This window comes from Paraburkholderia lebeckiae (assembly GCF_050436325.1).
Lineage (GTDB): Bacteria > Pseudomonadota > Gammaproteobacteria > Burkholderiales > Burkholderiaceae > Paraburkholderia > Paraburkholderia tuberum.
Genome location: NZ_JBNDLZ010000003.1, coordinates 3853909 through 3866973, shown reverse-complemented (window position 1 = coordinate 3866973; position 13065 = coordinate 3853909). Strand labels below are relative to the sequence as shown.

The following is a 13065-nucleotide window of genomic DNA, read 5'->3' as shown; positions in this document are numbered from 1 at the left end:
ACTCAGTTTTTCGCCGGTGGGATCGCGTCCGGGCCGTGCGTCACCGCCTCGCGCAGCGTCTTGCGGATCACCTTGCCGGTGGCCGTCATCGGCAGGCTTTCGACGAAGCGAATCTCGCGCGGGTATTCGTGCGCGGCCAGACGCGTCTTCACGTGCTGCTGGATCTCGCGCACGAGCGCATCGTCGCCGACGAAACCCGCTTTCAGCACGACGAACGCCATCACGATTTCGGTGCGCTCGCGATCGGGGGCGCCGACCACGGCCGCCATCGCGACGGCCGGATGACGCAGCAGCGAATCCTCGATCGACGCCGGCCCAATCCGGTAACCCGCGCTCGTGATCACGTCGTCGCCACGGCCGACGAAGCGAATGAAGCCGTCCGCGTCGCGGGTGCCGAGATCGCCGGTCAGCAGAAACCTGCCGCGGAATTTGTCGTTGGTGGCCGCAACGTTGCGCCAGTAGCCGAGAAACATCACCGGATCGGGCGCCGCCACCGCGATTTCGCCGATCGCGCCGGACGGCAGTTCGTGGCCGGCGGCATCGACGATCGCGACATGGTGCCCCGGCACCGCGCGCCCGATCGCGCCGAAGCGCGGCTCGAACAGCGCCGCGCACGACGACACCACGACGTTGCACTCGGTCTGCCCGTAGAACTCGTTGATCGTCACGCCGAGCGCGTCGCGCCCCCAGCCGATCAGTTCCTCGCCCAGCGATTCGCCGCCGCTCGCGACCGATTGCAACGCGAGACGCAGATGAGCGGGCCGCTCGACGCCGCGCATCATCTTCAGCGCGGTCGGCGGTAGAAACGCATGGGAGACCGCGTGACGCGCGAGCAGATCGAACGCGGCGTGGCCGTCGAATTTCGCAAAACGGCGCGCCAGCACCGCGACGCCGTGATGCCACGATGGCAGCAGCACGTCGAACAGCCCGCCGATCCACGCCCAGTCAGCGGGCGTCCACATCAGCGTCGCGCGCGCGGGAAAGCCCTGCTGCGACATCTCCACGCCGGGCAGATGCCCGAGCAAAACGCGATGCCCGTGCAACGCGCCCTTCGGTTTTCCGGTCGTGCCCGACGTATAGATGATGATCGCCGGATCGTCCGCGGCGGTATCGACCGGCGTGAACTCGGCGCAAGCGCTATTCAACGCCTGCCAGAACGACCGCACGGGCGCATCCGATGCTTCGTCGTCCTGCTCGATGTCGACACTGAACACGTGTCGCAACTCGGGCAGCGCGCCGCGAATTTCGTCGATCTTTTGCACGCCGGCGCGATCGGTGATCAGCGCGACCGCAGCGCTGTCGCCGAGCCGATGCTCGATCGCGTCCACGCCGAACAGCGCGAACAGCGGCACCGCGACCATGCCGGCCTTGTAGGCCGCGAGATGCGCGATGGCCGTTTCGATCGACTGCGACAGGAAGATGCCGATGCGCTCGCCGCGCCGCGCGCCCGCCGCGAGCAGCGCATTGGCGAAGCGGTCGGACAGGGCTTTCAGTTCGTCGAACGTATAGCGGGTCGCGCGGCCGTCGGCGTCTTCATAGATCAGTGCAAGACGCCCCGAGCCATCGGCCCACTTGTCGCATGTGTCCACGCCGATGTTGTAGCGCGGTGGAATGCGCCACGCGAATCTGGCCGTGAGCGAATCGTAAGTCTCGCCGTCGAGGTTCATCGGGTCTCCTGGATATCGTCGTTGTCGCTGCATGGCGTGATGCATGGTCCGTCGCTTGCTGACCCTGCGCGTATGGCCGGTGTCCTGCAGTTTAGCCCACGACCTTGCGCAGTCAGTTGATGCATTGCCGTGTGCAACTGAATTCGCCAGATACGACATAGTTCCGCTCATAATCGCCGACTCGTCGCGCTGCACTCAACGTTTTGCGACAACTCCTGTGCGATTCAAGCCCTTTACATCTGACCTCTGCCGTGCCCGTCTAGGATCGTTACACAGGTTCGGCGCGCATGTTGCGCCGCACGATCGCTACCCGGATGACATATGCGCAAAGCAAGATTTGCATCGTTCTGGCATGGCCCGGAACTTTCCCACTACGAGATCGCCTGTCTGAATTCGTTCACGCTGTATGGCAGCGAGGTCGCGCTTTATAGCTACGAACCGATCGCCGGTCTGCCGCCCGGCGTGATCGCGAAGGACGCGACCGCGATACTGCCGCGCGATTCGCTGCACGATTTCCCGATTCACGGCGTACCGTCGATGGCGCATTTCACCGACTATTTCCGCTTCGTGATGTTCACGAGGACCGACGAGATCTGGGTCGATACCGATCTGCTGCTGTTGCGGGATTTCGATCTCAACGCCAAGGGCGACCTGATCGGGCGAGAGACTTCATCGAGCATCTGCACGGCGATGCTGCGGCTCGACCCGGATCAGCCGCGCTTGCACGAACTGATCGAACGTGTCGAAGCAATGAAGGGCACGGCACTGAAGTGGGGCGACACTGGCCCGCGTCTGCTGACCGCCATCTACGGCGTGAAGGCCGGTCTTCCCGAAAGCCTGTTCTATCCGGTGCACTTCAACGATTACTACAAGGTGTTCCTGCCGCGCTATTTCGACGAGTGCGCGGCGCTCTGTTCCAATGCGTACACGCTGCATCTGTGGAACAACCGGGTGGTCAAGATGGGCCTGTTCAAGCGCATCGGCCCCCCCGTTGGGTCGTTCCTGCACCACGTGTTCGAGCAAACCGGCGCCAACACGCTGTTTCGCGAGTTTTATCCGGCGAGCGTGATGCAGGCGATGATCGACAACGCGGTGGAGAAAGTCGGCAGCGACGAAGGCGTGCGCAAGCTGCTGCGCGTCGGCGTGCCGATGGTCACGATGGCCATCGCGCGCAGACTCGGCGCCTGAGTTCGCAGCTTCAGTTCGCGCCGCCCCTGTCCGAGCCCTGCGCCTGCTCCAGCACGAAGTCGATGAACGTCGCCGCCGCGCGCGTGTGATGCCGATTCGGCATGTACAGCATGTACATGTGCGTGCCGAAGATGCTGAGCCGCCAGGCATCGAGCGCGGTCAGCACGGCGCCGAGCTTCAGATCGTCCTGCACCACGTAGTCGGGCACGAGTCCGACACCGAGACCGGCCAGCACCGCCTGGCGCAAAAATAGAAAGTTTTCCGAAATAATCGTCGGTTCGAGTAGGACTTCGTGACGCTCGTCGCGCAGATACGCGGCGAGCCGCAACTGCTTGCCGATCACGGCCGCGGTAATCAGCGGCGCGGTGCGCAGGTCGTCGAGCGTCGCGGGCATGCCGTGTGTCCGCGCGAATTCGGGGGATGCGCAGGCCACGTACCGGACTGGCCCCATGTCCCGCGCGACGAGGTTTTGCGGCGGCTCCGACATCACGCGCACCGCGATGTCGATCTCGTCGCGCATCAGATCCTCGACGCGGTTCTCGAACATCACATCGAGCACGATCGCCGGATACAGCCGCTTGAACGCGATCAGCCAGTCGGACATCACGAGCTGGCCATAGCCGCTCGGCACGCTGAGCCGCACGCGCCCCTGCAGGCTCTGGCCCAGTGTCGTCACCGACTCGCGTGCGGCCAGCAGCGCGTTGCGGATCGTGCGGCCGTGCTCGTAGAGCCGCAGACCGATCTCAGTCGGCTCGACGCGACGCGTGGTGCGTCGCACCAATTGCAGGCCGACCGAACGCTCGAGCTGATTCAGGTGATAGCTAACGTTCGCGCGGCTCATCTTGAGCCGGCGTGCGGCTTCGCTCAGATTGCCGGCGTCGAGGATGTCGACGAGCAGGGTCAGCGAGTTGACGTCCATCGCCCAGTCTTTGTCAAAATAATTTTGACAGTCTGTCAATCCACGATGTAATTGTCAATGAACGTTGACCACTCCAGAATGGGACGATCCGGCGCGCCTCGCCATCCTCAATCGGAGACACCTACGATGACCCTTTCCTCCTCAGCCGACGTCGTCACGCGCGAATTGCGGGGCAAGGTCCTGCTCCTCACAATCGACCGCGCACCGGTCAACGCGCTATCCGCCGACGTGCGGCGCGGCCTGCTGGCCGCGATCGAAGCCGCCGACGCCGACGGCGCGGTCGAAGCCGTGCTGATCGTCGGCGCGGGGCGCAACTTCATCGCCGGTGCCGATATTCGCGAGTTCGGCAAGCCGCCGGTGCCGCCTTCGCTGCCGGACGTGTGCAACCGCATCGAGGCATGTACGAAACCCGTGATTGCCGCGCTGCATGGCGCCGCGCTCGGCGGCGGGCTCGAAGTGGCGCTCGCCGCGCATTACCGGATCGCCGTCGACGGCGCGAAGCTCGGCCTGCCCGAAGTGCAGCTGGGTCTGCTGCCTGGCGCAAGCGGCACGCAACGCACGCCGCGTCTGATCGGCGCGCCGGCGGCGCTCGACCTGATGCTGAGCGGCCGTCACGCGAGCGCGAAGGAGGCGCTCGCGCTCGGCCTCGTCGACCGTCTCGGCGACAGCGGCGACATCCTCGCCGAAGGACTCGCCTACGCGCACGAGCTGCTCGCCGCGCACGCGCCGGTACGCCGCACGCGCGACGCCGCCGCATTGAACGATCGCGCCGCGAGTCGCGCCGCCGTCGCGAAAGCGCGTGACGAAACCGCGAAGAAAGCGCGCGGCCTGTTCTCGCCGCTGAAAATCGTCGATGCCGTCGAAGCCGCGATCGAACAGCCCTTCGAGGAGGGCTTGATGCTCGAACGCAAGCTGTTCCTGCAATGCCTCGACAGCCCGCAGCGCGCCGGCCTGGTTCACGCGTTCTTCGCCGAGCGCGAAGTGCTGAAGGCGCCCGAAACGCGCCACGCGAAACCGCGCGCGCTGGAGGCGATCGGCGTGATCGGCGGCGGGACGATGGGCGCGGGCATCGCGGTCGCAGTGCTCGACGCGGGGCTGCCCGTCACGCTGATCGAACGCGACGAAGCGGCGCTCGCGCGTGGCCGCGCGCACATCGACAAGGTCTACGACGGGCTGATCGCCAGGGGCCGCCTCACCGCTGAGAAGAAAGCCGCGACCATGGCGCGCTGCAGCGGCAGCACGTCGTACGATGCGCTTGCTCACGCCGACCTCGTAATCGAAGCCGTGTTCGAGGATCTCGACGTCAAAAAGGCCGTATTCGCCGAGCTCGATCGCGTCTGCAAATCCGGTGCGGTGCTCGCGACCAATACGTCGTATCTGGACATCGACGCGATCGCAACCAGCATCTCGCGCCCCGCCGACGTAATCGGCCTGCACTTCTTCTCGCCCGCCAACATCATGAAGCTGCTCGAAGTCGTGGTGCCGAAGCAGGTCAGCGCCGACGTCGTCGCAACCGCGTTCGAGCTCGCAAAAAAGCTGCGCAAGACGCCGGTGCGCGCCGGCGTGTGCGACGGCTTCATCGGCAATCGCCTGCTTGCCGTGTACCGCGCCGCCGCGGACGCGCTGATGGAAGACGGTGCGTCGCCGTATCAGATCGACGCGGCGGTGCGCGCGTTCGGCTTGCCGATGGGCCCGTTTCAGGTGGTCGACCTCGCGGGCGGCGACATCGGCTGGGCGGCGCGCAAACGCCGCGCGGCCACGCGCGACCCGAACGCGCGCTACGTGCAGATCGCCGACCGCCTGTGCGAGCGCGGCTGGTTCGGCCAGAAGACCGGCCGCGGATTCTATCTGTACCCCGAAGGATCGCGCGGCGGCACGCCCGATCCTGAAGTCGAGGCGATCATCGACGCCGAGCGTGCGCGCGCGGGCATCACGCCGCGCAGCTTCACCGACGAGCAGATCATGCGCCGCTATCTGGCCGCGATGATCAACGAAGGCGCGAACGTCGTCCACGAAGGTATCGCGCTGCGCCCGCTCGACGTCGACGTGACCCTGCTGTACGGCTACGGCTTTCCGCGCTACCGCGGCGGTCCGATGAAATACGCGGATAGCGTCGGCCTGCCGACGATTCTCGCCGACATCCGCGAGTTCGCGAAGGAAGACCCGCTGTTCTGGCGGCCGTCGCCGCTGCTCGTCGATCTGGTCGAGCGCGGCGCGGATTTCGCGAGCCTGAACACGACGGCCTGAACCACCACGAACACTGACGGAACGACTGCGATGGATCTGAACTTCACCTCCGAGGAAGAAGCGTTTCGCGCCAGCGTGCTGGCGTTTCTGCGCGACAAGTTCCCGCGACGTCTCGCCGGCAAGGTGCACGGCGGGCGGCGTCTGACGCGCGACGACATGGCCGGATGGCACGCGATTCTGAACGCGCAAGGCTGGCTCGCGAATCACTGGCCGAAAGAGTACGGCGGCCCGGGCTGGAGCGCAGTGCAGAAATTCATTTTCGAAAACGAATGCGCACTCGCCGGCGCGCCACGCGTCGTGCCGTTCGGCGTCAACATGCTCGGGCCGGTGCTGATCAAGTACGGCAGCGAGGCGCAGAAGCGTCACTGGCTGCCGCGCATTCTCGATGGTTCCGACTGGTGGTGCCAGGGCTATTCGGAGCCCGGCGCGGGCTCCGATCTCGCATCGGTCAAGACGACGGCAGTGCGCGGCAAGGACGCGCAGGGCGAGCACTACCTCGTCAATGGCCAGAAGACGTGGACCACACTCGGTCATTACGCGAACATGATTTTCTGCCTCGTGCGCACCGCGACCGACGTGCGCAAACAGGAAGGCATCAGCTTTCTGCTGATCGACATGAACACGCCGGGCGTCGAAGTCCGGCCGATCATCACGCTCGACGGCGAGCACGAGGTCAATGAAGTGTTCTTCACCGACGTGCGCGTGCCGGCCGGAAATCTCGTCGGCGAAGAAAACAAGGGCTGGACCTACGCGAAATATCTGCTTACGTACGAGCGCACCAATATCGCCGGCGTCGGCTTTTCAGTCGCCGCCTTCAACCGTCTGCGCAAGATCGCCGCGACACAACTGCGCAATGGCCGGCCGCTCGCCGAGGATCCGGCGTTCGCGGCACGCATGGCGCGCGTCGAGATCGATCTCGAAAACATGAAAACGACCAATCTTCGGGTGCTCGCCGCCGTGGCGGGCGGCGGCGTGCCCGGTGCCGAGAGTTCGATGCTGAAGATTCGCGGCACGGAGATCCGTCAGGAGATCTCGTCGCTGACGCGGCGTGCGATGGGCGCTTATGCGCAGCCATTCGTCGAGGAAGCGCTGCACGAAGACTTCGACGGCGTGCCGGTCGGCCCCGACGAAGCCGCGAGTGCCGCGTCGCAGTACTTCAATAATCGCAAGCTGTCGATCTTCGGCGGCTCGAACGAAATCCAGAAGAACATCATTTCCAAAATGATCCTCGGACTGTAAGAGGCGCACGTCATGAATTTCCAGCACACCGAAGACCGCCGCATGCTGGCGGATACGCTGAATCGGTTTATCAGCGAGCAGTACGGCTTCGCGACGCGCGATGAAATCGCACGCTCGACGCAAGGCTTCAGCACCGAATTGTGGGCACGCTTCGCGGAGCTCGGCGTGATCGGCGCACTGTTCGACGAAGCGAGCGGCGGTTTTGGCGGCGCCGGGTTCGATATTTCCGTGGTGTTCGAGAGCATCGGCCGCGGGCTCGTCGTCGAGCCGTTTCTCGATACGCTGATCGTCGGCCGGGCGATCGCTCGCAGCGGCAGCGGCGCGCAGAAAGCGGCGCTGGGTTCGTTGATCGACGGCTCGCGGATCGTTGCGCTCGCGCATGGCGAGCCGGACAGTCATTACGAGCTTGCCCGGGTCGCGACGACGCGCGCGCGCCGCAGCGTAAATGGCAACAGCGGCGTGTGGACGTTGCACGGCGCAAAGGCCGTCGTTCAGCATGGCGAGCATGCTCAGGTGTTCCTCGTCTCGGCACGCACGAGCGGCGAGGACGATGCCGAAGCCGGCATCACGCTGTTTCTGGTGCCGAGGGACGCGACGGGTGTGAGCGTGCGCGGCTACCGCAAGATCGACGGAGGACGCGCGGCCGAAGTGACGTTCGACGACGTCACGCTCGGCGACGACACCGTGCTCGGCTCAGTGGATCACGGCTTTGCGACGCTCGAATATGCGGTGAGTTGCGGCGTGCTCGCGCTGTGCGCGGAAGCGGTCGGCGCAATGGACGTCGCGAAAGACTACACGCTCGACTATCTGCGCACGCGCAAGCAGTTCGGCGTGCCGATCGGCAGTTTCCAGGCGTTGCAGCATCGCATGGCCGATCTGCTGCTCGAAATCGAGCAGGCGCGCTCGGCGGTGATCAATGCAGCTGCGGTGCTCGAAGGCGAACGCAACGCGCGCGAGCGCGCGGTGTCGGCCGCGAAGTACAGCATCGGCCGGATCGGCACGCGGGTCGCGGAAGAATGCATCCAGTTGCACGGCGGGATCGGTATGACGTGGGAACTGCCGCTCGCGCATTACGCGAAGCGGCTCGTGATGATCGATCATCAGCTTGGGGATGAGGATCATCATCTGCAGCGGTTTGTGGCGTTGGGGCTCAAGGGCGGTGATTCGTGCGCGCTTGCGAATGCGAACGCGTGCCGGTGACAAATCCGCTAGATTGCACTCGCCTGTTCTTGAGGAGCTGAACGTGCCAAGCGAATCAAAAAAGTTGAGCGATGCCGGATGGACTGCATTGCGGATGCGCGAGGGCGCTGTCCTTCGCTACGACAACGACGTAGCGAACAATTGCACCTTCGGGATATGCGCGCTTGTGCACTTTGGCCGATGCACGAATGACGAAATGCGGCGACCGGTGACTTGGCAGAGGTCAACGCTTAACTCGCAACAAGGGTTCGTGCCGCGGATGGTGCAGTCAAAAGCAGAGTTACGGATCATGAGCTAACGCAGCAGCGGTTCGACGCTTTAGCGGTAGCAAGTCGTGCGCAGAACGATGAAGTCGCAATCGAAATGGCACGCAACGTCCATGCACATCCTCGCGATGCCCACGGGCGACGGCTACCGCCTGTGCGAGTGCCAGGCTTGCTAAATCGCCTCCGCGAAGAAGCGGCGCCGTTCCTGATGCAGGGCCGGCAATGAGACGGCTGTGTGTCGCACTTGCGCTTGTTAGCAGTTCGGCACTGGCAGCCGCATCCAATCCAGCCGACGTCATCGCAACCCGCAGTGGACTGCCCGCCAATGAGGTCGACGCGGCCCTGTCGCATTGCGACGCGAATCAGATGAGCATGAATCTGTGCGCGTGGCGCGATCAGATCGTCGCGGAGCACAAACTGGAGCAGGTGGTCAAGGCCAAGGCCGCGGTGTCGGCGAGTTGCAAAGCGGCGATCGGGAAGAGGCTCACCGCGTGGAAAACGCGCCGTGACGCCAACTGCAAAAAATCGGCTTCGCGAGAATGGGGCGGCGGGTCGATGCTGCCCACGGCGGTCGCGACGTGCAAGACAGCCGAAACCGAGCGCATGAGCAAAGCAATCGAGGCTTCGGGATGCAGATGAGCGTGGGCGACGCGTTGACAGTGGGAAACGCTGTCCCGCGCGACGGGCAAGAAAAAAGGACTTACGGCTTTCACCGTAAGTCCTTGATTTCTTTGGTCGGGGCGAGAGGATTTGAACCTCCGACCACCTGCACCCCATGCAGGTACGCTACCAGGCTGCGCTACGCCCCGAACAGAAAAAAATTATAACAGACACTTCATTCGATTAGAACCGCCCGACCCGAACAAAGCGAACAAGTCCATGAATTAGTGGCCCAGCAGATCGATTACGTTTTGCAGTTCCTTGCGCAACTTCTCGACATCGAGCGCAACCGTTGCCGCCGATGCCTGCACCTGACCCGCGACTCCGGCGGCAGCCTCACCCTCTTCGACCACCGCATCCGGGCCACCGCCGCCATGCGAATCGAGCCGGTTGCGCGCCCCGTTGATCGTAAAACCCTGCTCGTACAGCAACTCTCGAATCCGCCGGATCAGCAGCACCTCGTGATGCTGATAATACCGACGATTGCCGCGCCGCTTGACCGGTCTCAACTGGGTGAACTCCTGCTCCCAGTAACGCAGCACGTGAGGCTTTACCCCACAAAGTTCGCTGACCTCACCAATCGTGAAGTACCGCTTCGCCGGAATCGGAGGCAAGACGACTTTTTCGATCGTCGCTGTCATCGTCAGTTAGCCGTGATTGGTTGCCCGAAAGCGCGCCAGTCAATCAGCGCGCGAAGCTCGCTTCGGCGCCGTTTTCGACGAGCGCCTTCAGCTTTTGACTTGCATGAAACGTCACCACTCGACGTGCCGCAATCGGAATCGCCTCGCCCGTCTTCGGATTTCTGCCGGGACGCTGCGGCTTGTCGCGCAACTGGAAGTTGCCGAAGCCCGACAGCTTCACGCTGTCGCCGCTCTCGAGCGCATCGCGGATCACCTCGAAGAACGCCTCGACCATGTCCTTCGCTTCCCGCTTGTTGAGCCCGACATTGTCGAACAGCAACTCGGCAAGTTCCGCCTTGGTGAGTGTCGGCGTTTCATTGGAAACGACGGCGGATGATGTCGGAATATCTCGAATCATGGCGCTGCGTTGCGCCGTAAGAAGGGCTTCGAAATCACTCGAGTTCATTTCATTCATATCTATCAAATGGCGCGCCAAGCGTAAAACAATGGATGCGGAAACAGCCGTGCAATTGTTGAATGCGGGTTATCCGCGCAACCGTGCGCCATATACTCGAGCTAGACGTTCCACCAGAGTTTGAATAGCCAGATCGACCGTTTCATCCTGAAGGGTTCCGCCAGTATCTTGCAAGGTCACCCGGAACGCAAGGCTTTTCTCGTGCGCGGCCAGACCACCGGAAGTGTTTGATTTTGGACGAAATTCGTCGAAAAGTGCAACCTTCTGGACAGCCTTGCAGGCCGGTTCGGACTGGGCCTTCTGAAGCTCGTCGAGCAGCGCCTGAACCTCGATTTTCTGATCGACGACCACCGCAATATCACGTCGTACCGGCGGGAATTTTGAAACTTCCGACGGAATCGGCAATACCCGCTGCATTAATGCTTCCGCTTCGATTTCAAACAGAATCGGCGCATGCGGCAAATCATATTTTTGCATCCAGCGCGGATGCAATTCGCCAATCCAGCCCACTGCGCGACCATTCAATTCGATAGTCGCGCTGCGTCCCGGATGCAGCGCCGGATGCTCGGCCTGTACGAACCGCGCGAGCGCCGGTGCGACCAGCGCTTCGAGGTCACCCTTCACGTCGAAGAAGTCGACGGCACGCGTCGGTGCGCCCCACTGCTCGTCGAGCGCGGGCCCATAGGCGAGCGCGCCGATCATCTTCGGCTGCGCGAAACCCTCGACGGTCAACTCGCCGGCCTTGATCGACGGATCGTGCAGGAATACACGACCTGCTTCAAACACGCGCACGCGGTCCGCCGCGCGACGGTTCAGATTCGTGCGCAACACATGAATCAGGCTGCCGAACAGCGTCGTGCGCATCACCGACAGCTGGCTCGCGATCGGGTTGATCAGACGCACGGGGTTGCTGTTACCTGCGAAGTCCTGCTCCCACTCCGCGTCGACGAAGCTGAAGTTCACCGTTTCCGCGTAGTCGCGCGCGGCGAGCGCATGACGGATCGCGTGGATGGAGCGTTGCGTCTCGTTGGTCGCGCGCATTTCGCTGGTCGCGACCGGCGGGCGCGCCGGAATCTTTTCGAAGCCGTGGATACGCGCGATTTCTTCGATCAGGTCCTCTTCGATTTCGATATCGAAGCGGTATGACGGCGGCATCACCGAGAACGTATCGCCGTCACGCTCGAACGAGAGGCCAAGGCGCGTGAAAATCTGCGCGATTTCATCGACACCGATCGCGACGCCGATGATGCGGTTCGCGCGCGAAACGCGCATCTTCACGGGCGCGCGCTTCGGCACGTTGACGATCTGATCGTCGACCGGACCCGCTTCGCCGCCGCAGATGTCGAGGATCATCTGCGTGATGCGCTCGATATGATCGACGGTCGTCGCGTAGTCGACGCCGCGCTCGAAGCGATGGCCTGCATCGGTCGAGAAGTTGTACTTGCGCGAGCGACCACGAATGCTGTCGGGCCACCAGAACGCGGCCTCGAGATAGATGTTGGTGGTGTCGAGCGTGACCGCGGTGCTGTCGCCGCCCATGATGCCCGCGAGGCTTTCGATATGCTGCTCGTCGGCGATCACGCCGACCGTTTCGTCGAGCTCGACCGTGTTCCCATTCAGCAGCTTCAGCGTTTCGCCCTTGTGGCCCCAGCGTACGTCCATGCCGCCGTGGATCTTGTCGAGATCGAATACGTGCGACGGACGCCCCAGCTCGAGCATCACATAGTTCGAGATGTCGACGAGCGCGGAAATGCTGCGCTGGCCGGAGCGCTCGAGACGCTCGATCATCCATTGCGGCGACTTCGCGCGTGCATTGACGCCGCGGATCACGCGGCCCGAGAAACGGCCGCACAGATCGGGCGCGGAGATTTTCACGGGCAGCGTTTCGTTGAGCGCGACCGGAGCCGGCTTGATTTCGAGCGGACGCAGCGGCGCTCCGGTAATCGCCGACGTTTCTCGCGCGACGCCGAATACCGACAGACAGTCGGCCTTGTTCGGCGTCAGCTTGATTTCAAAAACGGTGTCGTCGAGATTGAGCGTGTCGCGGATGTCCTGGCCGATCGGCGTGTCTTCCGCCAGGATCATCAGACCGCTGTGATCTTCGGAGAGCTTCAGCTCGCGCGCCGAGCACAGCATGCCCTGGCTTTCCACGCCGCGCAGCTTCGACAGCTTGATCGCGAACGGTGCGCCGCCCTCTTCGGCCGGCGGCAGTTGCGCGCCGACCAGCGCGACCGGCACCTTGATGCCGGGCGCAACATTCGGCGCGCCGCACACGATGTTGAGCGTCGCGCCGGTGCCAGCGTCGACCTGACACACGTTGAGCTTGTCCGCATCCGGGTGCTTGACGACTTCCAGCACCTGGCCGACGACGATCTTCGAGGTCGGCGGCGCGGCCGTCCGCAGGTCTTCGACTTCGAGACCCGCCATCGTCAACGCGTGCGACAGCTCGTCGGTGGTCAGTTGCGGATCGACAAAAGTTCTGAGCCAGGATTCCGGAAATTGCATGGTTCTGTGTACGTTGTGATCAGGTTAGGTCCACGTCCGGCAGATGCTTCGTAAAGCCCGGTGGTCTTGCGCCGGTTCA

The 13065-nt window shown here is 63.5% G+C and carries 10 protein-coding genes and 1 tRNA gene; 5 read left to right on the top strand and 6 right to left on the bottom strand.

What is annotated here, in order from left to right; all coding sequences use genetic code 11:
* Positions 1-2: 2 nt before the first annotated feature.
* The gene (locus OKW44_RS35880) at positions 3-1667 is read right to left on the bottom strand and encodes an acyl-CoA synthetase (RefSeq protein ID WP_018421140.1); all 1665 of its coding nucleotides are present in this window, start codon (positions 1665-1667) and stop codon (positions 3-5) included.
* Positions 1668-1988: 321 nt separating this feature from the next.
* Here OKW44_RS35880 and OKW44_RS35875 point away from each other — a divergent pair, with 321 nt between their 5' ends.
* A complete protein-coding gene (locus tag OKW44_RS35875; RefSeq protein WP_018421141.1) occupies positions 1989-2855 on the top strand; it encodes a hypothetical protein in 867 nt (288 codons plus the stop codon).
* Positions 2856-2865: 10 nt separating this feature from the next.
* Here OKW44_RS35875 and OKW44_RS35870 read toward each other — a convergent pair whose 3' ends face one another.
* The gene (locus OKW44_RS35870) at positions 2866-3774 is read right to left on the bottom strand and encodes a LysR family transcriptional regulator (RefSeq protein ID WP_018421142.1); all 909 of its coding nucleotides are present in this window, start codon (positions 3772-3774) and stop codon (positions 2866-2868) included.
* Between the two features lie 126 nt (positions 3775-3900).
* Between OKW44_RS35870 and OKW44_RS35865 the strand changes: the two genes are divergently transcribed.
* The 4 genes from OKW44_RS35865 to OKW44_RS35850 all read left to right on the top strand — a co-directional run bounded on the left by OKW44_RS35865 (position 3901) and on the right by OKW44_RS35850 (position 9365).
* Positions 3901-6021, top strand: a complete 2121-nt coding sequence (locus tag OKW44_RS35865; RefSeq protein ID WP_018421143.1) for a 3-hydroxyacyl-CoA dehydrogenase NAD-binding domain-containing protein — start codon at positions 3901-3903, stop codon at positions 6019-6021.
* 30 nt (positions 6022-6051) lie between these two features.
* Entirely contained in the window at positions 6052-7260 is a 1209-nt protein-coding gene (locus OKW44_RS35860; protein WP_018421144.1) for an acyl-CoA dehydrogenase family protein, read from the top strand.
* A 12-nt stretch (positions 7261-7272) separates the two neighbouring features.
* Positions 7273-8460: an acyl-CoA dehydrogenase family protein gene (locus OKW44_RS35855; RefSeq protein WP_018421145.1), complete on the top strand. Its 1188-nt coding sequence runs from the start codon at positions 7273-7275 to the stop codon at positions 8458-8460.
* Positions 8461-8948: 488 nt separating this feature from the next.
* Positions 8949-9365 (top strand): lysozyme inhibitor LprI family protein, encoded by a 417-nt coding sequence (locus OKW44_RS35850; RefSeq protein ID WP_018421146.1) that lies wholly within the window; start codon positions 8949-8951, stop codon positions 9363-9365.
* Between the two features lie 93 nt (positions 9366-9458).
* Here the strand turns inward: OKW44_RS35850 and OKW44_RS35845 are convergent.
* From OKW44_RS35845 to pheT, 4 genes are all read right to left on the bottom strand, one after another.
* Positions 9459-9535, bottom strand: a tRNA-Pro gene (locus OKW44_RS35845).
* Positions 9536-9610: 75 nt separating this feature from the next.
* Positions 9611-10027, bottom strand: a complete 417-nt coding sequence (locus tag OKW44_RS35840; protein ID WP_018421147.1) for a MerR family transcriptional regulator — start codon at positions 10025-10027, stop codon at positions 9611-9613.
* A 43-nt stretch (positions 10028-10070) separates the two neighbouring features.
* Positions 10071-10481, bottom strand: coding sequence for an integration host factor subunit alpha (locus OKW44_RS35835; protein ID WP_026225933.1), 411 nt, complete (start codon positions 10479-10481; stop codon positions 10071-10073).
* 69 nt (positions 10482-10550) lie between these two features.
* Positions 10551-12986: a phenylalanine--tRNA ligase subunit beta gene (gene pheT / locus OKW44_RS35830; RefSeq protein WP_018421149.1), complete on the bottom strand. Its 2436-nt coding sequence runs from the start codon at positions 12984-12986 to the stop codon at positions 10551-10553.
* Between the last annotated feature and the right edge of the window lie 79 nt (positions 12987-13065).